Genomic DNA, 25,636 nt, shown 5'->3' on the forward strand with positions numbered 1-25,636 from the left:
AAAACCTCAGATTAGACAATTGGGGTTATAACAAGTGATTATGCCTGCTGCTTTGAATGGCAGATTCCAGAAAATGAAGTTGAGTCGGATGCTTGTAGTATTATCTAACGATTGTAGTACTATCTGTTAATTGTGCTCAATGATAGTGCATATCATTATAACGAAGCGACGAAAATATAGGATAATGTTCCTGCGGTCCGTGCTGGTTATTTAACGGAAAATGAATTCCGAATGCAGCGGAAAATTGAGTAAATGTCGAATGCCGGAAGGCGGCTAAGAAGGAGATTGAGCAAGCCCTGCAGGCTTCCCCGAATTTATGATAATGTAAGACTAAACTTAAAAAGAGCTTATTTTGAGATGATTTTACCGTTGATTTAGTCTGATCGATAATTAATTACGTATCCAATGCCGACAATACATGCGGACAGACCAACAAGTATTCCAGAAAATGATCTTTCCTGCCAGTTATTCTACACTATGTCCGTCTGCATTAGCGGAGTTTGTGGCAGAGTCTTATAGATTAGACAATGTTGATTGCTCGCTTTTAGTCCGGGGTGTAGGCGATACGTACCTGATCAATTCGCTCCAAGGGCGCTTCATCCTTCGTCTTTATCGTTCGTCTCATCGGAGCTTCTCTAATGTTCAAGCGGAAGTAGGGCTGCTTTTTACTCTAAAGCACGCAGCAGTGCCCGTTTCATATCCTATCATTGACCGTCATGGCGAAGCTATACAGACCATTAACGCGATTGAAGGGCAAAGATGTGCAGTACTTTTCAGTTACGCGCCTGGTCAGGCAGAAAGAACATTGAATGAACGGCAGCTGTACATTTTTGGTCAGCAAATGGCGCGCTTCCATAAGGTTTCGTCGGCGCTGACATTAACAGGAGACAGATGGACTTTTGATAACAATACGACGCTTTTTGATCCGTTGGTCAAGCTAAAAGCAGCATTTGAGAATGACCAGGAAAGTTACACCTGGCTACAAAATGCAGCGCGTCGCGTTGCCAGCCATTTGGCTTCCATTGACACCTCAAAATTTACAAGCGGATATTGTCATTTCGACTTCCTTCCCAAAAACATGCACCTTGTAGGAGATTCAATAACATTTTTTGATTTTGACTTTATGGGGCGCGGTTGGTTGATGTATGACATCGCATCATTCTGGCAACACATGGCTATCGAAGTTTATGCAGGCCGTATGACGCAGCAGGCTTTTGATAACAACTATACTATTTTCCTTTCCGGATACCAGTCACATCGGGCAATTAGTGTGCAAGAGCTGGCGGCAGTCCCATATCTCTCGCTTGGATTTTGGTTGTTTTATATGGGCTTTCATACAACCCATGATCAGTTTTACAGCTTTATACAGCCTGCGCAATTGAACGTTTATGTCACATTTTTGAAACACCTAGAGACGAAATTTTGGTTCTAAAAACAACATTGTCTGTTCAGCATTTACAAAAAGGCATTTTGATGCCCAGGAAAGTTTTATTTCGGCGTCTTGCATGCCACTTCCCTCAAAAGCTATTGCAACTTTTATTGCAACCAAAAGAAAAAGGACTTAGCTTTTTTAGCTAAGTCCTTGATTTTCAAGTGGGCCCACCTGGAATCGAACCAGGCACCTACTGATTATGAGTCAGCGAAAAGTGGTAAATGGCGGTAAATGCCTATAAGTAAAAGCGCCCATACGAGCTAATTTCGATGTTTTTTATTTCTTAGTTTACTACTGTTTACCTATATTTATTGAAAATGTTTGCAAATTGTTTGCAAATTTTTGACATTAAAATCTTGCAGTATGGTAGCATCAGCCCCAAAATTGGCACTCATCCTGGATAAAAGGTTTGCAAAAAAAGAAGGATTGTATCCGGTAAAACTTCGAATCACGTACCGCCGTGAATCCAAGTACTACCCAACAGGTCAGGATATGACTGAGGAAGATTTTGTAAGGCAGCGTGATTGTGAGCTTCTGCGAGCAAAAAAATACATTGGGACAAAGGAGTACGCGCAGCTTCTAGCAGTCAGCAATGGTCTGAACAAGCACGTCAATGACGCCAATCAAATCATCTCCCAAATGAAGGTTTTTACCTTCGATTTTTTTGAGGACCGGGCTGCCCACCGGCCTTCTACTGATTCGGACGATGTTTTTGAAGCGATCGAAGAAAAGATCGCTTCGTTGAAATCCGAAGACAGAATAGGGACGGCGATCACCTACGAAAATGCCCTCACTAGTTTTAAGAAGTTTCACGCAAAAAAGAAGCTTTCATTGGGAAGCATCAATGTCCGTTTTCTGCGGGCCTACGAGAAGTGGATGGTTGACAATGGGGCCACGTTGACTACGGTGGGATTTTATTTGCGGAACCTACGTGCTGTGGTCAATATTATGATCGATAGCGACAAACAAAAAATGGAGGAGTATCCATTTGGCCCTCGCCGCTATGTAATCCCTACCAAGAAGAATTCTAAACGCGCTTTGTCTAATGAAGATCTGCGTAAAATCATCAACTATCAACCTGACCAGTTCGAACAACGCTACCTGGCATACTGGCTCTTCATGTACATGGGTAACGGAATGAACCCAACCGATATGGCAAGGCTCAAATATGCAAATCTTAGGTCTGATCGTGTCGTTTTTGTGCGTGAAAAAACAAAAAGAACCAACCGCGATAGTACGCTGATAGAAGTGCACTTGTTGCCTAGAATGAAACAGATTATTGAGGAATGGGGCAATGCACCTGTTGATGAAAATTATATTTTCCCCGTGCTGGACGAAAGTATGGATTCGTTAAGAGTGAAAAGGGTTGTGCAGCAGCTCGTTAAGCAAATCAACAAATACATGCGGCGCATTGGTGAGAAGCTTCAAATTGAAAAAGAGATAACGACCTACGTGGCGCGCCATAGCTTCGTTACCAAACTGATCTCGGAAGGTGGTACATTGATGGAGGTCAAATCGATGACCGGCCATAAAAGTATCACCACCACAGAGGGCTATGTGGGAAGTATTGAAGACGAACGTTTAAAAACGATCACTAGCCGCCTTTTGAATTTTTAACTATGGATACCGTTCCGGAAAGATTGGCTCTACTAGAAAAAAATGGTTTTTTCCGGTTTTTCAATGAGGATGATCCCAGCATTATCGAGTTTGCAACAAGTGAATCCACAGTCCTTCAAAAATGGGGCATCGAGCTGGAAGCCGTTATTAAACAACTTGGCGAGCTGCTAGTGGAATGGGCCGCATTAATTCATCTCCGGTCAGAAATCATTGGCGGTTTCCTTGCTTCCAGAGAAAGCGAACTCGCTGTCTTCTCTGAGCGCATTTCCGGGATAACTTTTTTCGGAAAGGATGATCCTGATTTTAACAGGACAGAACTGCGGGAAGTCCTGTACTATGTCATCTACGGCCAACCCGCTTCGTTTAACAATGTCTCGCTATTCGATTATTGGATAGAATCAGGGCAGCTGATACTGGATAAGCTTAGTCCCAAGCAAGTCAGTGAACATCTTATTAAGCTCCGCACAGCTGAAAGCAAATTCTATCCTGTTGATGGCTATAGCAAGTACCCACGAATGGGACTTAGGTTTTGGCAACGGGCCATTGATCTGGCCCAACATACAGCCCAGCCCCAAAACATCCCGGCGACAACTTCCGCCCCGACGGCTCCCGTATATCGGCCTACTAAAAGTCCTGCAGGTGACATGTACAGTTATTTGAAAGGCGTGGACGTAGAAAGCTTCAAAGGGCAACTCTGTCACCGCGGCATTTTGAACAGCTCATTGGATTTCATCCCCAGGAAAAATACCGTCCATAAACTCACCCACATCCTTGCATTACCCTACATTTTAAAGCACCTCGGTGTGATTAGTGATGGGTTCTTCGATTGCACCCAACTGGAACGGGTTGATATCTATACCGCCAGCTTTTCAATACGGTTCGGCCGGAACATCCTATCTGATCTGGCTGTCACAGATTTCATTACCCAGCTCGAAAACAAAGACAGAAATGACGTTGCCTGGGCTTTCTACAATGAAGTGACCGCCTCGGTAGATGCTTCCAGGTTACACGACTAATCCATTATTTACTTCTGTTTATCAATGTCGGGTCTCTTGTCATGTCAGATGACCAATTTTGACGCCTCTCCGAATTTCATTTGCAATTGTTTATCAACCACTATTAACAATTGCAAAAATGAAAACTTACCCATCAAACATTACCAAAACCACCTACCGGGAGGAAGAGACGACATTTGACGGCCTTGTCCAGAGACTTGTCGAGAAAGCACTGCTAAATGTATCCGAGCCGCTGATCGAGACAGTCGTAGAGCGCGTGATCACCAGAAAGATAGCCGACGATACCGAACACCCCATGGAGATCGAGGAAGCCGCATTGCTGGTGAAAAAATCAAAGCAGACGGTCTATGCCTACTGCTCACAAGGCAAGATCCCCTTTCACAAAAGTGGCAGCCGAAACATTTTCTTCCGCAAAGAGCTGATCGAATGGCTCCGGTCAAACCGCTAAAACCTCCTTGTCATGAAAGCCAAACACGAGCAATATATTGCCACTGCAATAACAAGGACGGGATACGTCCGGATTGGGACCAGCTATTACAAACTGGTTGACCGTCCAAACCTGGACGGGTCATTTGAAAGTAAATTGTCCCTTTGGTCAGTCGAATGCATCAAAGCCGATTATGGGAGGGATTTCGTTTCAGAGATCCCCAAGCTGCACGGTTTCTGCCTGTTCCCCGATCATTTCGGTTTCCAACAGGTCGTCGGTAAGTTTTATAACCTTTACCACCCCTTTGAACATGAGGCTAAGGCAGGAAAATGTGAAACATGTCAAGAATTCGTGAGGCATATCTTCGGGGACCAGTACGAACTTGGGCTTGACTACCTGACGTTGCTTTTGAAAAATCCCCTTCAGAAGCTGCCCATCCTTTGTCTGGTCAGCAGGGAACGGAGCACGGGAAAAACAACCTTCCTTAATTTTCTTAAATCGATTTTCGGCCGGAATATGACCGTTAACACCAATGAAGAATTCAGCTCGAACTTCAATGATGACTGGGTATCGGCATTGATCATTGCGATCGACGAGACGTTCCTGGAACGAAAGCAGGATAGTGAAAGGATCAAAAACCTGAGTACGGCGCTTAAATACAAGTCTGAGGCAAAGGGCAAGGACCGCAACGAAGTGGAGTTCTTTGGTAAGTTCGTGCTTTGTTCCAATAATGAGGACAGTTTCGTCTTCATCGAGCCTGGTGAGACCCGGTACTGGGTCAGAAAAATCGAGCCTTTTGCAAAAGAAAACATCCGCTTGCTAACCGAGTTGCACTCAGAAATCCCGGCATTTCTGGATTTCTTGCTCAATCGCCCGCTTTGGAGCACCAACCAGTCCAGGATGTGGTTTGATGTGAAACAGATCCAAACACCTGCGCTCAAAAAGCTGATCAAACGCAACCGCAGCAGGGTCGAGCTTGAATTGATAGAGGCGCTTCAATACGTGATGGATGCCAGAGATCTTTCGAAGTTATGTTTTTGCACAGCTGACGCATTGAACTGGCTTGCCACGCGCGGGATGCGTGGTATCGATTCTACACAGATCAAGCGTGTATTGCAGACCGAGTGGGGCTTAAAACCAAGCCCTAATTCGAATGCCTATACCAGGTACACCCTACTTTCTGATAGCAGTGTCTTTGAAAGCCAGCACCGTGGGCGCTACTATCAAATTGACCAGGACCAGCTTGATAAACTGATGATTTGATGAAAAGAGAATATAAGTAACTGCTTGTGAATACGATATCATTCATCAAATGTTCATCAAAGCTTCATTAAAATACAAATACGATGAAGGTTTGCGGCTCAAAGGACAAAAAGTTGATGAAAATGATGAAGTCCTGATGAGCGATAACTTACTTGTTTTCAAGTTCTTAAATACAATTTTCATCAAATCATCAAAAAACAAGGTGCATTAACCTCGTAAAAACCGCGGTTTTCGAAATCCATTCATTCAACATCAAAACGATCACTATGACTTGTGAACAAGCCAGGGAGATTTCCATTGTCGAACTCCTGCAAAACTGCAACATCCATCCGCAATACGTCAGGGGCCAGGACTATTGGTACCTCTCCCCTTTGCGTGATGAGAAGACGCCATCATTCAAGGTCAATGCAAAATTGAACCTATACTATGACCACGGCAGCGGCCAGGGAGGCGATATCATAGACTTGGGCCGTCAGATTTTCCGGTGCGATACTAAAGCATTGCTGAAAAAATTTGGGTCTGAACATTTTTTGTTTCACCCGCAACAGTCCGTTGAACGGAATGCGCATATAGATAGGAACGTTACGCCTGAAACCAAACAACCGGTAATCCAGATAACAAACACAAAGGATTTGGGTAGTAACGTTGCTATCAGCCAATACCTGCAAAATCGCGGCATTGACCTCTCTATTGCCATGGAATATTGCAAGGAAGTCTACTATCAGGTTGGAGACAAAAGCTACTATGCGGCGGGATTCGAGAATCGCTCAGGAGGTTTTGAGCTCAGAAGCCTACACTTCAAAGGCTCATCATCCCCAAAGGACATTACCCATATCAATAGCGGGCACAAGTCAGTGTGTGTATTGGAAGGCTTCATGGATTTCCTTTCCCTTTTAACACTGCGAAAACACACGCCGGTCCAAAGCGATTTTCTGGTGCTCAATTCCGTCAGTCTGGCAGACCGGAGCCTGAAAATTCTCAAAGATTACCGGACCGCTTTCATTTATCCAGACCGGGACGAAGCAGGAAAAAAGCTATTAGGAAAATATCAGGATGCGGGACTAAAGTGCGTGGACGCCTCGGGTATTTATCATAACCACAAGGATCTCAACGAGCTTTTAATGGCAAGCAAATCGCCCGAAAAGCAGATCAAAAAACAGCAGACTTTCAAAAAGTCTGGCGGGCTGCATTTGTAAAGTCTTCAGAGAGCAAGTTTGTGTTTTCGCTTCGCAAAAACCCGTCCCGCTCCCGCGTGACTGAAACTTGCCTTTTTCTCCCGTTGGTCGCAATAGGTTTAACACAGATAATGGAATGTGAGATGGAAAAGACAGAAATCAAAGACCGAAGGCCCTACAATCCCAAAGGCGGCAGGCCTCCTAAAAAGGTAAAAAGGCAGAGCCAGCTGATGGTTAGGCTGACAGAAACCGAGCGTTTTCTGATCGAAGAAAAAGCAAGGGATGCGGGCATGAGACCAAGCGCCTGGATGCGGCAAGCTGCCAAGAAAGCAAAAGTTTTAGCCAGGCTCAAACCCGATGACCTTAGGCACCTGAGGACACTGACAGGCGTGGCTAATAACTTGAACCAGCTCACGCACCTTGCCCATAAGGAAGGATTGACATTCATCCGGCAATCTTGCAAAGAGCTGCTTTCACAAATCGATGCAATCCTGAAAAAGCTTGGTAGCGATGATCGGTAAGGTAACGATTGGCAGCAGCTTCGGCGGCGTAATCCGGTATGCGATGGAAAAGCAGGGGGCGAGTCTGCTGCTAGCCGAAGGTGTGAGAACAAATGAAGTTCGCTCCGTGATTGATGATTTCAATATGCAGAGAAAACTGAACCCTGACCTGACAAAGGCAGTCGGGCATATCTCGCTTAGTTGGAGCAAGGAAGATGCAGCCAGACTATCACCTGAGACCATGAAGCAGCGTGCATTGGAGTACATGGAAAAAATGAAGATCACCGGCACGCAGTTTATCCTGGTCGAGCACCAGGATAAATATCATCCCCATCTGCATATCATCTACAACCGGGTGAACAATGAAGGCAAGACGATCTCAGACCGGTTTCAAAAAGAAAGAAACCACAAAGTATGCGAAGAGATCACCCTCAAATACGGCTATTATTTTGGGAAGGGAAAACAGCAGGTTAACCGGCAGCAGCTTAAAGGTGCAGACGAAGTCAGGTATGAATTGTATGATACAATCAAGGCAGCAAGCGCAACCGCTGGCAGTTGGAATGAATTGCGCGCCAAGCTGGAAAGGCAAGGCATCCAGACCATCTTTAAATACAAATCTGGCACAAGTGAGATTCAGGGTGTCAGCTTCGCCAAAGGCGATTTGCAATTCAAAGGATCAAAGATCGACCGTAGCCTGAGCTTTGGCAAGCTGGACGCACTACTCCGGCATAACCAGAAACTGATGATGTCGCAGCAGTTTCGGATGCAGCCCCAATATCCACCTGACTACTCACAAGAAAGATTCCGGCTTGTAACCCTCCCCCAGCAGATCCCGGACGATCGAATACTGGATGACTTGCTACGACCTGTCCAGCAATTTGACCAGCAGAGTTTGAATCCATCAAAAAAGAAAAAACGTAAAAAATACTTAGGACAAAGCTTATGAAAAAGATAGAAGAACAACTCGAATCGATTGAAGAAGTGCTTTCACTTGTAATAAGGAAAAATGCATCGATTGAGAAGCTGATCCAAACGGCCAGTGAATCTCAAAACAAGACGCTTTCCGATACGCTAATTGAGCTAAAAAAGCATTTAAAACACAATTTGTCAAGTCAATATTTAGAGACTTACCTTTCCCAGATTCAGCAAGCGGTTTTAAACGTCCCCAAGGAATCCCAAGTAAGGCACCACCATCATTTTGACATTCAATCGAAGGGCTTCATTATCTCGGCAGCAGCCTTGCTGCTCTCAACGGCCATAAGCATCGCAGTAGCTATAAGCTATTACAACGAAAGCAGCCGACTGAAAGAAACGGATCTCAAATTTCGTGTTGCCAGGCAGCTCAGTCCGGCGCTTACCGCGCGAGTGGATAGTATTTACTATGAAGATCCTGCCCTGGCTGAACTTGAAACCCAGAAGCGTGAGGCAAATGAGCTAACAATTAAAGAGGCGGAAGAACTTTTGAAACACAAGCAAATGGAGGCCAAGAAAGCGAAGGAGTTGCTCAAACAACTTAAAAAGGAATAAGTTACCTGATTGAGGAGAAGTGCAATCAGCTCTTCACAAATGATATTGTGACGGTCGGTACAGAAATACCACCGTGGCCGTTGCAGAACTGTTTTTCAAAAGTTCAAGATTTGTGATTATCTGATTCTTTATCAAAATGCATGAGAAAAGGCAGGGGAAATAGGTGGACAGCCGATAAAGTTGTTGATTATGGACTTCGGAGCTTCTAATGCTCCGCTTTTGAGGGTCTTTCTTTTGATTGATTTAAGATATTTTTTGAGGTTGAAGCAGGTAGCAGCCATTAACATAACCTTATGGGCTCCTGCTTTGCCTATCACATTAATTTTTTCAATCCGTAATGATAAACCAAACTGCCGAAGACTGGCTCCACTGTACTTTGACGTAACTTTTTCATTCTGTGTCCCCGTTTACTTTGCTGTCTGTCGTGAGCTCTTCGGTAGGGTTCGTCATATGCAGTGGTTTGTATTCTTTTACACGGCAAGTTTGGAGTGCAAGATTCTTTTAAAACACATGGAATACAGTCTTTTCGAGATGCCCGGTAACTCTTTTGCAACCGCCCATCTGCATTTCGGTCAAATCTTTTGAAGGAAATCGTCTTTCCCATAGTGCAGGTAAACTCATCCTTTTCTTTGTCGTAAGCAAACCCTTCTCTTTCTGCTTTATACATACCGAAAGGCGGTATCCATCCGGTTATGTTTTTTAGCTCTAAAAATTCGTAGTTAGGACCGTTAGAATAGCCGGCATCAGCCAAAAGATCGGTCATATGAAGCTCATTTTCTCTAAGTCGGGACTGAACTTTAACAGTCATATCTGGCAAGTATTGACTATCCCGTCCATCTGCAAAATCAGCCTGAATATGGCTAATGACACCTTCGGCAGTATCCACGGACATGCTGCAATGATAATTGAGCTTTCTGGCTTTGCCAGGTTTTACTGAAATACGGGCATCCGGATCATTAGGGCTGTAATGCGTTTTGTTGCTATATAGTTGAGCTTTTTCGTGTGCAGCGCCAGCGGCACCGACCGGATTCTTTCTCAGTTTGTCATGGTTATACTTAACCCGGTTCAAATGATGCTGGGGCGCGGTAATCAACCCAACGGAACTCGATATTTTGACCTGTGTTTGCTGGTTGTTTTCTGAATCTACAACCTCAAAATGCCTTTCAATAGATTGAAATGGCTTTTTGAGTTCGAGGCTTTCCATTGAAGCATTTGCCTTAATGGGAGCTGAGTCCATTGCCTGAGTATGGCCACTGACCATGCCTTTATCAACACACAAGGTAAAGACCTTATTAAATAAGCTCTCGAAAACCGCTGCAGGATACAACTGGCGCGTGCGACTGATTGTGGAATGCCAAGGCAGCTGTTCATCTATGTCATATCCCAAAAAGTAAAGAATATCCATTCGCATAGAACAGTGCTCCATCAAGCGACGATCAGATGTGATGTTTTCCAGATATCCAGTCAGCATCAATTTGAAGAACACAACCGGATCGATTGAAGGATTACCGGTTTTGCCGTACAGCTCGCGCGTGTCGTTGTATAGAAACTGTAAATCGAGCGTCTCTTTGAGCCTCCTGTAAAAATTATCCTTTGGAATCCGCTCGGATAACTGGAAGTTCATGAATAACTTTTCGGAGTAATTTTTTCTTCCTTGCATTCCTGAAGATACAAAAATCCCAGCAGCTATTGAATAGATTTAGGCTGTTTTTCATTGAGTTCTGCAACGGCCACCGTGGTATTTTCGAAATTCTTCCAAGAGGCGAGGTTGATGCGATTTACTTAGAATAGAAGCTAAATTAAGGCTTTCTAGTACAGTAAACAGAAATGGCACCCACCTTTAAATGTCACTTGCGAAGACGTATGCTACTGGTATTCATTGTTAACTGTTTAACTGTATTGGGGTTCGTAAATGAGCCAAACCGGTATCATGTGGTGCCTTCAAAAATTATTAGGGGCCGCGCACCTTTTCCAATAGTCAATCATCACTTTAATTGTTGCCTTAACTTCATCGTATTCGCCTGGCTTAACAAAAAAGCCTTGTGCAGATGTGCTATATGCGTCAATAACAACCTGCTGATTGATCGCTGTGGTAAAGTAAACGTAGGGAATGCACTTAAGACTGAGTTCTGCGTCGGTCTGTACCTTTCTCCTAAGCTCTAATCCATTTAACTGTGGCAGGTTAATATCTGAAATAATAATAAAAGGCAGGTCTTTGCTGGTATAAAGATAATCCAATGCCGATTGGCCATCCGTAAAATACATCCGTGGATTAGGGTATCCTAATTCACAGAAAACTTCTTCCAATACGAATTTGTCGTCAGGGTCATCTTCTATAATGATAATTGGGCCATTTTTATCCATTTGATAATAAGTTTAGCGTAGATTAAACACCTACGTATGAAGCTTGTTATATTAAGTCACATACACATAGCTTACCTTCAAACAGGCAAGTGATTAGTTAACGCCTGGTTGCTTAATGGGAAAAACATTGTGCCAACCCCAATAACTTTTTATACCTTATAGGAATAATTATTTGATGATGTGAGACTTATAGTCACATCATGCACCTACCTTACCTTTCTAATGAATTCAATTGAACCAAATCACATCGTTGCCATCGGCGCATCAGCCGGAGGACTGGATGAGCTGATTTCTTTTTTTGAGAATACACCCCTTGATGGTGTTGCCTACATTGTAGTCCAGCATTTATCCGCTGATTATGAAAGCAGGCTAACAGAAGTCCTCTCCCGGTACAGCGAGCTGACCATGGTGCAGGCAGTAGAAGGGACGGGCATTGCGGCCAATTTCGTCTATGTGATCCCCGGGGATAAATTTATGACCATTAAAAGGGGACACTTACATTTAAGTGATAAAACCAACGTGCGTGGCCCGCACATGACCATTAATACCTTCTTATCTTCCCTTGCCGCTGACTACGGCCCCAAGGCGATTGGCGTGATCCTGTCGGGCCTGGGCTCTGATGGCAGCGATGGCGTCAAGGCCATCAAAAAAGCAGGCGGGATGGTGGTTGCCCGAAACCCGGAAACTACTGAATTCAGCAGCATGCCTTCCAATGCCATTGCCACTGGAATGGTGGATTTCATTGTGGAGCCCGAGGCGATGCCTGGTGCCATCGAAGAATATGTCAAGCGGGAAATTGAACTACTTGCTGCCAGCATCTCTGATGGAGAAAACATGGCCGGTTTGATCGAGCTTATCAGCCAGCAGCTTCCACTGGATTTCTCAGATTACAAGCAGTCTACCATTTTGCGCCGGATTAAAAGAAGGGCGGCCTATAACAATTTCGAACACCTGGAAGCTTACCTGGAATTTGCCAAAGGTTCTCCAGATGAAATAGATGCGCTTGCCAAAGATTTCCTGATCAGCGTGACTGCTTTTTTCAGGGACACCGAAGCATTTGATACGCTAAAAAAACGGGTACTCCCTTCTATAATTAAAAGTCTTTCCACTGGCCAGGAGATCCGGATATGGGTTACTGGCTGCGCGACGGGCGAAGAAGCCTACTCGATGGCTATTCTGGTGCGAGAACTTTTGGGAGAAAAGATTCAAGACCATGATGTAAAAATCTTTGCTACCGATATTGACACTGCTGCCCTGGCGCATGCTGGCAAAGGCATTTACACTGCTGCTGTGGTGGCCCAAATGCCGCAATCCTACCTGGAAAAGTACTTTGTGCAGGAAGGGGAAGATTACAAGGTAACTGCTGCATTACGGAAGATGGTCATTTTTTCCAGGCACGATTTGGTAAAAAACCCGCCCTACTGCAATATGCATCTGATCAGCTGCCGCAACCTGCTGATTTACATTACCCCGACTTTGCAGCAGAAAATTTATCACATGCTCCTTTTCGGGCTTAAACCGGAGGGTTACCTGTTTTTAGGGTCTAGCGAGAACCCGTCGCCCATATTAAAAAGCCTTAAAGTCATTGATAAAAATGCAAAGATCTATAAAAAACTGGATGCTATCCCCTCGGTAAACTTTGAAACGTTTACACTGCCAGAATATACATACCATAAGCCGGCCAGCGTAGGGGTTTCTCAGCCAGAAACAAATAAAATTCCCGACCGCACCCTGGATGGGGCAATCCATGAAACCATCTTTAACGAAGACCAGAGCCTGCTGATTTGTGTTGATGAAAACAACAGGGTCCTTAAATCTTATGGCCCAACCGACAAGTTCCTTACCCAAAAGATTTTAACGTCAGATCTGTCCGAGCTTTTACCAGGCCCATTAAACATTGCCTTCAAGACAGCCTGCAAGAAGGTTAATGAAACCCATAAAAAAGCAGTGGTCACAGGGGTGCAGATCCAGCAGGGACAGCAGACAATCAAAGTAACCCTGTCGGTTAGCCCGATGGTCTTCAAAGGCCGGCCTAATGGGTTCCTGGTCGTACAGTTCACCGAAGATGAAGGTTCGGGCTTGCCAGCAAGCGCAATGCAGTTTGACGAGAAGCTCTATCTGGACGACTATACCACGTTTTTAGAGCAAGAAAACAAAGAGCTGAAAGAGCAACTGGCTGCTGCCAGCGAAAAGCTGTTTGCACTCAATGAGAATATGCAATCGTTTAATGAAGAACTACTCTCGGCTAACGAAGAAATGCAGAGTACCAATGAGGAAATGCAGTCCATCAATGAAGAGCTGCACACGATTAATGCAGATTACCAGTTAAAGAACCGCGAGCTCTTAGAGCTTAACGATGATCTGAACAATTATTTCAAAAGCAACATCAATGGCCAGCTCTTTATCAGCTCAGATCTTCGCCTGATGCGATTTTCGCCTGGGACCGTCCGGCATATTAACTTGGTTGAAAGCGACATTGGGCGTCCAATCAGTAATATCTCGACCAATTTCAGGTTCGAAACCCTTTCTGATGACATAAGTCATGTCCTGGACAACGGTTATCCTATAACCCGCGAAATCCAGGCCAATGATGGAAAATGGTACCAGGTCATGACGATGCCCTATATCCAGCAGCTTGGCAATAAAAGGACGGGTGCCATTATTACTTTCAATGAAATTACCAGCCTGAAAGAGATACAACACCAGCTGGACAAAAAGAATGAAATCCTGACCCGCATTAACGGCGACCTGGACAATTTTGTACATACGGCATCTCATGACCTGCTAGGACCGCTCAGTAATATAGGTATCAGTATCGGCCTATTAACTGAAATGCGGGCAGACGATGTAGAACTAAAACCGATTTTAAACATTATCGGCAATTCAGTTAATAAGTTCGGGGCCCTGATCAAGGACATTGGTACAGTAGCCAAAATTGAAGACCAGGCTCTTTTGACTGAGATGGTTAATATGAATGAAATTTTGGAAAGCATCCTGTGGAGCCTGGGCGATAAGATCAAGCAGACCGGCGCGGTGATCACAAGCGATTTGAAAGTGAGTCAAATCCTTTTTTCTAAAAAGAACCTGAGAAGCATCTTGTTCAACTTGGTGTCAAATGCGATCAAGTACCGATCAGAGGATACACCTGTTGTCACCATTCAAACTTTGCGTGTCGGTGAATTCACTGCCCTGACAGTCCAGGATAATGGGACTGGCATAGCCGAAGGCGACATTGATAAAATCTTTCACAAATACCACAGGCTCCAAACTGATCATGAAGGGCAGGGCATAGGGCTTTATCTGGCAAAGAAAATAATCGATGCTGCCGGTGGCAATATCCGGGTTGAAAGCGCACTCGGTACGGGAAGCAAATTTGTGATCTATTTCCCGGTAGCCGGGCTGCAATAATAGACAGCTAATGAGTGCTACGGTTTACCAAGATCATTTACGCTTTATCACCAAATTACTATGGCAAAAAACAAATTTTCCCCGTCAGAAAAAGTTGTAGTCATCGGCACGTCTGCTGGCGGCCTTAATGCATTGAAAATATTAATAAACCAATTGCAAGAAGATTTTCCAGCGCCGATACTGGTTGTCCAGCATATTTCAGCGGACGCGACGGGGGACGTTTTTTTAGACGTGCTTAACAAGCAAACCAATATCCACTGTCAGCATGCGGTAAATGGGGAAAGCCTTAAAAATGGGCATTTGTACCTGGCACCGTCTGATCATCATTTGATGATTGGTGATGACCAGAAGATCCTGGTTACCAAAGGAGCGCAGGAAAACCGCTCCCGGCCGGCGATTGATCCATTGTTCAGGTCGGCGGCCGTTGTTTTCGGTAGCAAGGTGATTGGGGTTCTGTTAACGGGTTATCTGGATGACGGAACGGCCGGGATGATTGCTATCAAGCGGTGCGGCGGGACCTGCATAGTTCAAGATCCGGCAGATGCAGAATATCCTGATATGCCTGCCAATGCTATTAAACAGGTGGAAGTCGATTTTTGCTTGCCTCTTATGGAAATGGGCGGTTTACTGTATCAGCTCCTGGCGGCAAAACCAGAAAAAAGCAGGCCGATCCCCAAAGATATAATGATCGAAGCAAAGATTGCCAAACGCGTGTTAAGCGATTTACCTGCTGTCAATTCCCTGGGAGATCAGGTTCCGTTTAATTGCCCTGGCTGTGGTGGTGTGCTATGGAAAGTGGACAAAGGCCCTCTGACACGCTACCGCTGCCATACAGGTCATGCTTATACCGCGCAGGCTTTGATCGCCGAGCAAACCTTGAAGATCGAAGAGACGATGTGGACGGCGCTCCGGATGTTTGAAGAAAGAAGGAACCTTTTGACCACTTTTGCAAAAGAGCAAACCGGGGCAATCAAGAAGTCGGCGCTCGAACGGGCAGAGCTTTCCCTGGTGCACATTGACCGGATTAAGGCGATCCTGCTTGCTGATGACAAGGGGACTGCTCAGGATACACCCACTTAATGCACGTTTTTCAGTACTTACTAAGGATCAGAACAATAAACAGTTATGAATAAAAAAGGACCTATTGTAATTATAGAAGATGACATGGACGACCAGGATATCCTGTCTGAAATATTCAAAGAATTGAATTATGAGAATGAGCTGGTTTTCTTTGGAGACGGTGTTCAAGCTTTGGAATACTTGACACATATAAATATTGAACCTTTTCTTGTTCTTTCTGACATTAACATGCCAAAATTAAATGGGATGGAACTGTATGAAAAAATTCATAACAATGAAGATTTGAGACTCAAATCCATCCCATATCTTTTCTTTTCTACCAGTGCCGAACAAAAGCATGTGATCGAGGCGTATTCAAGGTCGATTCAGGGATTCTTTATCAAACCAAGTAATTATGATAGATTAAAAGAAATGATAGCAAAGATTGTGGAGTACTGGCAAGAATGTGAATCACCAAAATATATCAAAAATGCTCAGTAATAAGTGAATGTAGGGAAGGCACTGGGCTCCGTTTGCAGGTTAGATGAAAGACATAGAGTAATGACTGCAAAGCTCGCGAAAACCAGGTAAGGAGCAGGGCTAGGCCTTAGGCCAGTACAAATGGAAGAAGAAGATGGCGCCGAGAAAAAAACGCTGCCCGAAATACAATTAAATGAAAATTTGCCAAGTCAACATAAGGCAGAAATTGAAAGGATTGGTTCGAAGCATTTCATGTCTGCGTTTGGGAAAGACAAAATCACCAAGCCGAAAATCAAGCAGAATTTGCGCTTGCAGCGTGTTACTGCGCAGCTTTTAACGGAGCTTCAAGCCAGTCTAAATGAGGTAAAAGACTTTTTGAAGGCATGTGTTTAGATGGATATTACAATGGAAACAATGAATGGCAACGAATGGCTACCAGGCGATACCGGCACTGAAATACAGAATTTTTGGAAAGAATTTAAAGTAAACCCTACTGCGATGGCCGGCCTGCAATCACTTATGGGTTTGCAACCAGCTATTAAAAATGGCTCGCACTATTGGCGGCCGAGTTCTGAGAACGGGACAACATTCACCAACTCAAACAGTAATATTAGTGGTGTAGAAAAGATTTTTGCTTGGTCAAAGATTTTAAATGGGCAAGAAATCCTATGTGCTATAAACCTGGATCAGCATAAACAGGCAATAGTATATGTAACCATAGATAAAGACTTGTATGCACCAGATGAAAAATTATACCTTTTATTTGGTCCCCAACAAATCCCGGCCGAGTTAAATGTTGAAGACAGGAATGGTAAATCAGTCCGGTTGACGCTGCCAGCTCGTTCATTGATCATTTATGGTAAGGCCCCAATACTCCGGTAACTTTTTCCAAATGGCAATTAAAAGCACCAGGCTTTTAGTGGTTAAAACCTTCCAAAAGAAATATTAACTCCGACAATTTAAAAGGGGGCTCAGCATCCTGGATTAACTGATAACTGGTGTGCAGTGCCACCTTGTCCTTGATAGATAGATCCAAATGTGGTCTGAATTGGTGTAAAGGTTGTTACAAGTATGGCTTGTTTCGCGTGTCAAGTGCATAGCACAAATATGGTCCAAACATCCCATCGGTGAGCAACTTAAATTAGTTTAAAAGTGCTCCAATCTCTCGCGCAGCTTTCTTGCTGCCGTGTCTGGGAAATCAATAAAGTTTGATGTAAGAAGCGCTGAGTGGATCGATAATTGCTAGGCAAGGCTCCATTCACCAGATCCGGCACTAATTATTACTTTATGACATTTATAGACAACGTATTACACACCCCATCATATGTTGGTCTGATAAAGCGGGCGAGGTAATCAGACCAGGGGCAAGTCAGATCTTCAAAGAGTTTTTTAGCTTGCCTTTATTTGCCGCAGCATTGATCAGTTTGATGATTTTGGGGAAGCGCGGCACGAGCTGGCAACATATTTACTGATCGCACCGAAAATTGGCGCAGAAGGAGAAGGCCTTCACTGCTGGCAGCTTTGGCAACTGTATTGCGGTCAGTTGCCGGCATGATTGACAAAGAATAAATAATCGCATTCAATACACTAAAATCAGATTTGAATATGGACAATAATAAGGTAAAACAGATACATGATTATGGCCAGAGCATCTGGCTTGATTTCATTGACCGCAAGATCATTTTCTCGGGAGAATTAAAGAAATTGATTGATGAAGACGGTGTGCGTGGTGTGACATCCAACCCGGCTATTTTTGAAAAGGCCATCAGCAGCAGTTCCGATTACGATCAGGACATTGCCCGCCTGACTAATGAAGGTCTGAGTACGGATGAAGTATTTTTTGGACTGGCTGTGTCTGATATCAAACTAGCATGCGATGTGCTGGCACCTGTATACAATCAAGAAGACGTGGTTGGCGCTGATGGCTATGTAAGCCTGGAAGTGTCCCCGTTCCTGGCACGTGATACCCAGGCTACCATCAAGCAGGCGCGCGAGCTCTGGGAGCAGGTTGATAAGGACAATGTAATGATTAAAATCCCTGGAACCCAGGCGGGCATTATTGCCATCGAGACAGCAATCAGTGAGGGAATTAATGTGAATGTTACCTTGCTTTTCAGCCTTATACGTTATGAAGCAGTCGTGGAAGCATATATTTCGGGACTGGAAAAAAGGGAAAAACAAGGACTGCCCATTAACCATGTTTCTTCTGTTGCGAGCTTCTTTTTGAGCCGGATCGACATTTTGGTAGACCCGTTTTTAGACAAGAATGGGCTGGGTGATCTGCGCGGGCAAGTTGCCATCGCATCTGCAAAAACGGCTTACCAGATATATAAAAAACTGTTCAGCTCTGAGCGCTGGAAGAAGCTATCTGAAAAAGGTGCAGTACCGCAGCGGTTGCTGTGGGCGAGTACCAGTAGTAAGGATCCTGCTTTCAAAGACACCCGGTATGTGGAAGCACTCATTGGACCAGACACGGTCAACACCATTCCGCTGCAAACGCTGGAAGCATTCCGGGATCACGGAGATCCGGCAAGCCGCCTGGAAGAAGACCTGGACAGCGCAGCATCTATTTTGGAAAAAATAAAGGCCGGAGGGATTGATATGGAAGCTGTGGCTGTCCAGCTCGAAAATGAGGGAATAGACAAGTTCACCGAGCCTTTTCAGAAACTGCTGGATGCGATTGAAAAGCAGAAAGAACAAGCCGGAGTGTAATCTAATGCTATACCCATCATAATATGCCTGCTCATTTCTGAATGTCCGGTGATCATCAGGCATATTTATACAATCGCATCCTAAAATCTGTGTTCCAAAATGTTTCAGACTAACAGTAGGGGCCTCTAAGGCAACCATTAGTGTTAGGTTTAACGGTAAGACAATTCAAATTCAGCAGCGGTCTTCTTTACAGTCCCAGCATTGTCTGGGTAATGGGCGTGGCAGATCTTAGGAAACAAATGGTGCTCCACCTAATTGTTTAACCCACCGATTCCAGCTTAGCCATTTATTATTAGCGATTAAAAATTGATTGTAGTTTCTAGCTAGTATGTGGCCCAATCCTTTGGTATAATACCATTACCGCCAGGCAGTGGACGAGTTGCAAAGTATAATGTCCAGCTTAACCAGACCATGTAAAGCTGATTGCGAATCTGGTGGGTATTTGCAACCCAGGCACCTTCACGTTTCTAAAATAATAAGCGTAAACCTTCAAACTTCTTATCCATAGACAATTTGCCATTCTACGTTTAATAGAATGTGGCAAATTGACACGGTGCCTCGTATTCTCGCAATATATATCGAGTTATAAGTTATATCTATGCAATTCTAGGTGAAAAAATTCGGTGGTATTTATGTACTCTAGACCACCTGTGTTTACCTTCCCGTTTTGTTGTGAATTTTAGAATTGTTTTGTACTGTTTATTACAGCGATACTTTGCAGTATAGCTCGTTTATTCAAACAGTCACTAGTCATCATGAAAACTTCAATTAAAGCCTACTTACAATTTGGCAATAAATTATTGATTGTTGAAACATGTTATCGATGGATCACGGGGAACGCTGAGCAGGCTTGTGCTAGTAGATGACCAATTATCTTAACCTACGCACTTTAAGGTTTTTCAACGCAAGTAGAACTTTGCCATTGGCGCTACCAGAGTCCTTATGCACCTGGGCAAGTTAATCAGCAACCGGTCGATCCGCTGTAATGATCGTTCGAATTATACCAGCGTCTACGAGTTTGGTCACTTCTTTTAGTTGTTCTGCATTTTGTTGGGAAGTCAAAGATTAGACCTCTGTAACGATTATCCCTCTTAGTATTGTCTCGGCATGCTGTTTGGCCAAGGTTGCTAGGTCTGGAAGGTGGTTACTCCCAGTACCTAACACCTCCTGAAATAAGACAGCCATTACCATGGGGCCAACTATTGAGAACGCAAAAGCTTTTGGATCTCCGGGACGAATCTCACCACGTTTCTGTGCTTCTGTAATTAAGTCTGTTAGCATTGACAGGACTTTGGCCACAACATTGTCATGCCAAATACCGGCCAGATCGGGAAAACTATGACTCTCGCTGATAACGAGCAGGGCCAAAGCCGGAATGTGGCTCTGGCTCATCTTTTCAGCTGCACGTCCTAATAGATCTGGCACCAGTTCCACAAAAGATCCTCGCAAAGCTTTTGCCGCATTTTCAATTTCTTGCAGATTGACCGAAACGGCGTGCTGGACAACCGCCCGAAACAAGTCCTCCTTTGTTTCGTAATAACGATAAAGGGTTCCTTTGACAATGCCAGCACGACTAGCGACGTCGGTTAGCTTAGTAGCTGCAAACCCGTGTTCAATAAACACGTGCATGGCTGCTTCAATAATCTCAGTCGGCCGAGCCTCCTTACGTCGGTTCCATTTAGGCTTGTTGTCTGTCACGTTTATCTTTGCCCCCTTTGGACTTATAAATTAAAATTAATTCCCCGCTCGTTAAAATATTGGTCAAGTGTAGCTACTGATCCTTCCGGATCTGCCAAGGCAATGTAAGTGTCAGGCCGCAAAAGATAGGTCGCATCTTGCGCCAAACCAGCTTTCTGATATGCCGATTGCCATGCAAAGGTATGAAGTGGAAGTTTATGTTGATCGCACCATGTTTTTAGATCCGGTTTAGGTTCACCGTATACATGTACCTGCCATTGTATTGTTGAGAGCGAATCATAATTATCATTCCCTGAAAAGGGTACCCAAGGTAACCGGTCACCACCATGGACACTACCGGCCTTTCCAATACTTAATGGACTTTTATGATAACTTAATGTTGTTTGAGAAACGACGCGAAACATATACTCCCGTACACTTTCAAGCTTATAAGCAACGCTGATGAAAAGCGGAGATATGCGGTTACGCACGAATTCGGCAAAATTGCCTTCGGCTGTGGCAAAGGTGAAGAGACGATCCGTGGTTTCTACCAGCGTGTAAGCGAACGCTTGGCGCTCAGTCTCATAACTGTCGAGCAGGCTGTCGGGAGCTTGTCCTTTCACCACAGCCGCAAGCTTCCAAGCCAAGTTGATTGCATCCATGATGCCCGTATTCATACCTTGGCCACCAGCAGGACTATGAACGTGCGCAGCATCGCCAAGTAGGAAAACACGGCCTTTTCGAAAGTGATCGGTGACGCGATGGTGGACCCGGTAGGTAGAGAACCAGTTCACTTGTTCGATTTTAATATTAAGGGCCTTGATTGCTTCATGACCTACATCCTCGAAGGTAAGGTTTTCGGGATGCTCGGCACGTTCGTCACGAACAATGCCAATTAACCGGTACTGGTTTGTGTTCGTATAAGGCATCATCAAAATGAATTCAGACTTTTCGAAGGCAATCTGGGCTTCCCCGGCAGGATTCACCCCAGTTGCTACTACGTCGGCCACATAGAACACCTGCTTATAGGTGCCGCCTTCAAAGCCGCTGCCAATTTGGTGGCGGATCGGCGAACGCGCGCCATCACATCCAGCTAAATATAGCGCTTGGCAGGTTTCTTCCTGCCCATCCTTATGCTTTAAGAGAGCGGTAACTTTATCTCCTTTGTCTTCAAACGACACCAATTCGGTCTGGCGTTCGACTTCTATCCCTAATGACTGCAAACGGTCTACTAACAGGCGTTCATGGCGATCCTGGGGATATACCAGGACAAAAGGGTAAGGTGATATTTCCTGCCCGGCATCTAACAATTTGACCTGAGCCTGGCGCTTGCCACGAACCCACATGTTCATAGCCGGGGTCTTATAGCCAGCCGACACGACCGCATCAGTCATATCAAGCTGCCGGTAGAATTCTAAGGTGCGGGCCTGAACCGCCATGGCGCGAGAAGTCTCGCCCGGTCCGCTGCTCTTATCGATGATCCTAACTTTAAGACCTTGTTTGGTAAGCCATAAAGCGTGAGCGAGGCCAGTGGGGCCTGCTCCTACAATGAGAATGTCTGTTTGTGTCATTTTAGATCCTGTTTGAGTTGTTGACTTTTGAGTCATTAACTATTTACTTTGCAACAGGAAGTCAAATGCAAAAGTTCAACGCAAGTTAAATTATTGACTTTTTAGTCATTAATTTAACTTGCGTTGTAGCGGCATCTAAAAAGCGTATGGCTTATCAAACGGGCTTTGTCCAATTCCTTTCTGAAGGCAAGGAGATGGCAAGTTTGAAAAGGAACATTTTTCATTACTGAATTATGCGTCGTATTTCCAGATGGCTAATTGGTGCACCATATTCGCTACAACATCACATAGCTCTTGCTTTTATTATAAGCGGACATTCGTCTTAATACCGTTTGGCGCTGTACTACCAACTAAGCAATAAGTATTCATCCGTTTTTATAACAATATGTAACCGCTTCGTCAGCCTTAAAAAACCGGTGGTATTTCCGTACACTAGCACTCGACACTTCGGTGGCCTAATTCTGGCAGAAAGCGAGCTGAAAGAGTTCATTTTAGTGGTACATCCAATCAAATTACAGTGTATTTCAACAACAGGGTTAAAATGTAATTATCAATGATTTTTGGTTACATAATGTCAGATCTGTCTTGCACTGCTCTTTAAAATGATGGATCAAACACGCTCCAAAAAAGATTTCGTCTGATTTCCAACTTTTCTGGCGGATCTTTTACACCCCTCAAAATGTTTGCAAATTGTTTGCAAATAAAAAAGGACTTACAAGTTTTATCTTGTAAGTCCTTGATTTTTAAGTGGGCCCACCTGGGATCGAACCAGGCACCTACTGATTATGAGTCAGTTGCTCTAACCGAATGAGCTATAGGCCCGTTACTTTTTCCTGGATAGGCCAGGCACCTACTGATTATGAGCGGACGCCGCGCGGTCAGTTGCTCTAACCGAATGAGCTATAGGCCCGTTAATGGACTGCAAAATTACTTAATAGCGGCAATTCTCCAAATCATATTGATAAGAATAACTTCTTTTGTCCGTTGCTTGTTTATTACTTTTGCCAAAAAATCGAGCTTTGAATAAAAGGAAAATCATTAACGATCCCGTTTACGGGTTTATATCTATCTCTTCTGATCTGCTTTACGACCTGGTTGATCATCCCTATTTTCAGCGTTTGAGGCGGATTAAGCAACTGGGATTGGCAGATGTCGTTTATCCTGGCGCACTGCATACCCGCTTCCATCACGCACTGGGCGCCATGCACCTCATGGGACAAGCCCTCAAAGTATTGCAACAAAAAGGCCACGCCATTTCGGAACCAGAATTTGAGGCCGCGCAAGCTGCGATTTTACTCCACGACCTGGGTCATGGACCGTTTTCCCACGTTTTGGAAAGTGTTTTATTACAGCATGTTGCCCATGAATCTATTACGCTGGTGATGATGAAAGCTTTGAACCGGCAAATGGAGGGAAGGCTGGATCTGGCTATTCAGATGTTTGAGGGGACTTATCCCAGAAAGTTTTTCCATCAAATGGTTTCCAGCCAGCTGGATATGGACCGGATGGATTATCTCAACCGCGATAGTTTTTATACGGGTGTGATTGAGGGTTCTATCGGTGCCGACAGACTCATTAAAATGCTTGATGTGAGCGAAGACCAGCTGGTAGTAGAGGAAAAAGGCTTGCTTAGCATTGAAAATTTCCTGCATGCGCGGAGGCTCATGTACTGGCAGGTTTATCTGCATAAAACATTGCTAAGCGCGCAGGCCATGCTCACCCAGCTGCTGCAAAGGGCCCGTGAATTGTCGGAAAGCGGTGCAACATTATTTGCCACACCGGATTTTGCGAGGTTTCTGCACAATAATTACAGCCTTGAGGACTTTGATATACACCAGGATCTGCTCGATTCGTTCAACGGTTTGGATGATAACGACGTATGGGCTTCTGTAAAGGGCTGGCGAACACATAGTGATCCCGTTCTCTCGACGCTCTGTACCATGCTCCTGAACCGGCAGTTGTTTAAAATTACTTTCTATGATGCTCCCCCAAGCGAGGCATTGCTTGCTGACTTACGGGGACAGCTTCTGGAAGCAGGCGTTGCTGAGGAGCAGATGGATTATTTTCTGGTAAGCGGCGAAACAACCAACTGGGCTTATGCAAAAGAACTCGACCCGATCCGGGTGAAAATGAAGGGCGGCGCGCTGCTGGACATTGCCGATGCATCCGATATACCAACCATTAAGGCGCTCACTAAGATTGTACGCAAGTACTATGTATGTTGGGCTAAAAATGTATCTTTGCGTGGTTAGTCAGGATCGTTAAAAGAAAAAGCCCTTTTCAAAATCCACTATAAGTACTCGATATTCGTTACCCGAAATTAGCCGAAAATATATGAAATTTACTGTCAGCGAGATTGCTCAAATGCTTGATGGAACCATTGTTGGAAATGAAAAAATTACAATTGATTCGGCTGCTAAAATTGAAGAAGGGCGTCCGGGCTGTATTTCCTTTTTAGCCAATAGTAAATACGAACCTTACATATATACAACACAATCCTCTGCCGTTATTGTCAACAAGGATTTTGTTCCTAAAAAAGAGATTTCGACAACCCTGATCTATGTCGAAAACGCTTACACCGCATTCACAATCCTGCTAGAAGAATATCAAAAACGCATCGCCGGTGGCAAAACAGGGGTTGAACAGCCTAGTTTTATCGGAGAGAACAGTCAGACCGGCGAGAATTGCTACCGGGGCGCATTTTCCTACATTGGTAAAAACTGCGTGATCGGGAATAGCGTAAAGATTTATCCAAACACATATCTCGGAGATAACATTGAAATTGGCGACAATTCGGTTATCCATCCCGGTGTCCGTATTTATGACAACACGATCATTGGTAAAAACTGCGTGATCTTCGCTAATACAGTCATTGGAAGCGATGGGTTCGGTTTTGCACCGCAAACTGACGGGACTTATAAAACAATTCCGCAGCTTGGCAATGTGATTCTCGAAGATGATGTAAGTGTTGGGTCCAATTCCACAATCGATTGTGCGACAATGGGTTCTACAATTATTCGCAAAGGGGTTAAAATAGATAATCTCGTGCAAATCGCACATAATGTAGAGATTGGAAAAAATACCGTAATTGCAGCACAGTCCGGAATCTCAGGATCGACGACGGTAGGCGAACAGTGTGTTGTTGCCGGACAAGTTGGGATTGTGGGACACATTACGATTGCTAATAAAACCAAAATCGGCGCCCAGAGCGGATTAGGGAAATCCATCAAAAAGGAAGGACTTTCGCTATCAGGCTCGCCAGCAAGGGATTTGAACGAACATTTAAGATCCATGGCCCTCGTAAGAAGGCTCCCCGAAATAGAAGAAAGGCTGAAAGATCTGGAAAATAAACACGAAACATCCGATTTTCAGGGTCAATAATACAACGCGCCTTTAAGAAGAAAAGGA

The 25,636-nt window shown here is 44.4% G+C and carries 21 protein-coding genes and 1 tRNA gene; 17 read left to right on the top strand and 5 right to left on the bottom strand.

What is annotated here, in order from left to right; genetic code table 11:
* The first annotated feature begins 448 nt into the window (after nt 1-448).
* From NFI80_RS22305 to NFI80_RS22345, 9 genes are all read left to right on the top strand, one after another.
* On the top strand, nt 449-1,432 hold the full coding sequence (locus tag NFI80_RS22305) for a phosphotransferase enzyme family protein (RefSeq protein ID WP_235166395.1): 984 nt from the start codon (nt 449-451) through the stop codon (nt 1,430-1,432).
* 363 nt (nt 1,433-1,795) lie between these two features.
* On the top strand, nt 1,796-3,049 hold the full coding sequence (locus NFI80_RS22310) for a tyrosine-type recombinase/integrase (protein ID WP_235166396.1): 1,254 nt from the start codon (nt 1,796-1,798) through the stop codon (nt 3,047-3,049).
* Nucleotides 3,050-3,051: 2 nt separating this feature from the next.
* A complete protein-coding gene (locus tag NFI80_RS22315; RefSeq protein WP_235166397.1) occupies nt 3,052-4,065 on the top strand; it encodes a hypothetical protein in 1,014 nt (337 codons plus the stop codon).
* 118 nt (nt 4,066-4,183) lie between these two features.
* Nucleotides 4,184-4,513: a helix-turn-helix domain-containing protein gene (locus NFI80_RS22320; protein ID WP_235166398.1), complete on the top strand. Its 330-nt coding sequence runs from the start codon at nt 4,184-4,186 to the stop codon at nt 4,511-4,513.
* A gap of 12 nt (nt 4,514-4,525) precedes the next feature.
* Nucleotides 4,526-5,755, top strand: coding sequence for a primase-helicase family protein (locus NFI80_RS22325; RefSeq protein ID WP_235166399.1), 1,230 nt, complete (start codon nt 4,526-4,528; stop codon nt 5,753-5,755).
* 266 nt (nt 5,756-6,021) lie between these two features.
* The gene (locus tag NFI80_RS22330) at nt 6,022-6,951 is read left to right on the top strand and encodes a DUF8464 domain-containing protein (RefSeq protein WP_235166400.1); all 930 of its coding nucleotides are present in this window, start codon (nt 6,022-6,024) and stop codon (nt 6,949-6,951) included.
* A gap of 122 nt (nt 6,952-7,073) precedes the next feature.
* Nucleotides 7,074-7,451: a MobC family plasmid mobilization relaxosome protein gene (locus NFI80_RS22335; protein WP_235166401.1), complete on the top strand. Its 378-nt coding sequence runs from the start codon at nt 7,074-7,076 to the stop codon at nt 7,449-7,451.
* Nucleotides 7,441-8,376 (top strand): relaxase/mobilization nuclease domain-containing protein, encoded by a 936-nt coding sequence (locus tag NFI80_RS22340; protein ID WP_235166402.1) that lies wholly within the window; start codon nt 7,441-7,443, stop codon nt 8,374-8,376. Before NFI80_RS22335 ends, NFI80_RS22340 begins: the two co-directional genes overlap by 11 nt.
* Nucleotides 8,373-8,957 (top strand): hypothetical protein, encoded by a 585-nt coding sequence (locus NFI80_RS22345; protein ID WP_235166403.1) that lies wholly within the window; start codon nt 8,373-8,375, stop codon nt 8,955-8,957. Before NFI80_RS22340 ends, NFI80_RS22345 begins: the two co-directional genes overlap by 4 nt.
* Nucleotides 8,958-9,270: 313 nt before the next feature.
* Here NFI80_RS22345 and NFI80_RS22350 read toward each other — a convergent pair whose 3' ends face one another.
* Nucleotides 9,271-10,581 (bottom strand): IS1182 family transposase, encoded by a 1,311-nt coding sequence (locus NFI80_RS22350; protein WP_235166404.1) that lies wholly within the window; start codon nt 10,579-10,581, stop codon nt 9,271-9,273.
* Between the two features lie 317 nt (nt 10,582-10,898).
* On the bottom strand, nt 10,899-11,321 hold the full coding sequence (locus NFI80_RS22355; RefSeq protein ID WP_235166405.1) for a response regulator: 423 nt from the start codon (nt 11,319-11,321) through the stop codon (nt 10,899-10,901).
* 222 nt (nt 11,322-11,543) lie between these two features.
* Here NFI80_RS22355 and NFI80_RS22360 point away from each other — a divergent pair, with 222 nt between their 5' ends.
* From NFI80_RS22360 to tal, 6 genes are all read left to right on the top strand, one after another.
* Entirely contained in the window at nt 11,544-14,729 is a 3,186-nt protein-coding gene (locus tag NFI80_RS22360) for a CheR family methyltransferase (RefSeq protein WP_252172078.1), read from the top strand.
* Nucleotides 14,730-14,789: 60 nt separating this feature from the next.
* Nucleotides 14,790-15,809 (top strand): chemotaxis protein CheB, encoded by a 1,020-nt coding sequence (locus NFI80_RS22365; RefSeq protein WP_235179815.1) that lies wholly within the window; start codon nt 14,790-14,792, stop codon nt 15,807-15,809.
* A 45-nt stretch (nt 15,810-15,854) separates the two neighbouring features.
* Nucleotides 15,855-16,289, top strand: coding sequence for a response regulator (locus tag NFI80_RS22370; RefSeq protein WP_235166483.1), 435 nt, complete (start codon nt 15,855-15,857; stop codon nt 16,287-16,289).
* 120 nt (nt 16,290-16,409) lie between these two features.
* Complete coding sequence (locus NFI80_RS22375) at nt 16,410-16,661, top strand: hypothetical protein (RefSeq protein WP_235166482.1); 252 nt, start codon at nt 16,410-16,412, stop codon at nt 16,659-16,661.
* Between the two features lie 21 nt (nt 16,662-16,682).
* Nucleotides 16,683-17,150: a hypothetical protein gene (locus tag NFI80_RS22380; RefSeq protein WP_254414160.1), complete on the top strand. Its 468-nt coding sequence runs from the start codon at nt 16,683-16,685 to the stop codon at nt 17,148-17,150.
* Between the two features lie 723 nt (nt 17,151-17,873).
* A complete protein-coding gene (tal, locus tag NFI80_RS22385) occupies nt 17,874-18,980 on the top strand; it encodes a transaldolase (RefSeq protein WP_235166480.1) in 1,107 nt (368 codons plus the stop codon).
* Nucleotides 18,981-20,045: 1,065 nt separating this feature from the next.
* On the opposite strand, the gene NFI80_RS22390 is transcribed toward tal, so the two are convergent.
* From NFI80_RS22390 to NFI80_RS22400, 3 genes are all read right to left on the bottom strand, one after another.
* A complete protein-coding gene (locus NFI80_RS22390; RefSeq protein WP_235163889.1) occupies nt 20,046-20,678 on the bottom strand; it encodes a TetR/AcrR family transcriptional regulator in 633 nt (210 codons plus the stop codon).
* Nucleotides 20,679-20,701: 23 nt separating this feature from the next.
* Nucleotides 20,702-22,264 (bottom strand): FAD-dependent oxidoreductase, encoded by a 1,563-nt coding sequence (locus NFI80_RS22395; protein ID WP_254414161.1) that lies wholly within the window; start codon nt 22,262-22,264, stop codon nt 20,702-20,704.
* A 712-nt stretch (nt 22,265-22,976) separates the two neighbouring features.
* Nucleotides 22,977-23,050, bottom strand: a tRNA-Ile gene (locus tag NFI80_RS22400).
* A 197-nt stretch (nt 23,051-23,247) separates the two neighbouring features.
* Here NFI80_RS22400 and NFI80_RS22405 point away from each other — a divergent pair.
* Together NFI80_RS22405 and lpxD are read left to right on the top strand one after the other, a co-directional pair.
* Nucleotides 23,248-24,480 (top strand): HD domain-containing protein, encoded by a 1,233-nt coding sequence (locus NFI80_RS22405; RefSeq protein WP_235160419.1) that lies wholly within the window; start codon nt 23,248-23,250, stop codon nt 24,478-24,480.
* An 82-nt stretch (nt 24,481-24,562) separates the two neighbouring features.
* Complete coding sequence (gene lpxD / locus NFI80_RS22410) at nt 24,563-25,609, top strand: UDP-3-O-(3-hydroxymyristoyl)glucosamine N-acyltransferase (RefSeq protein WP_233797379.1); 1,047 nt, start codon at nt 24,563-24,565, stop codon at nt 25,607-25,609.
* Nucleotides 25,610-25,636 lie beyond the last annotated feature (27 nt).

Source organism: Dyadobacter chenhuakuii, assembly GCF_023821985.2.
Taxonomy (GTDB): Bacteria; Bacteroidota; Bacteroidia; order Cytophagales; family Spirosomataceae; genus Dyadobacter; species Dyadobacter chenhuakuii.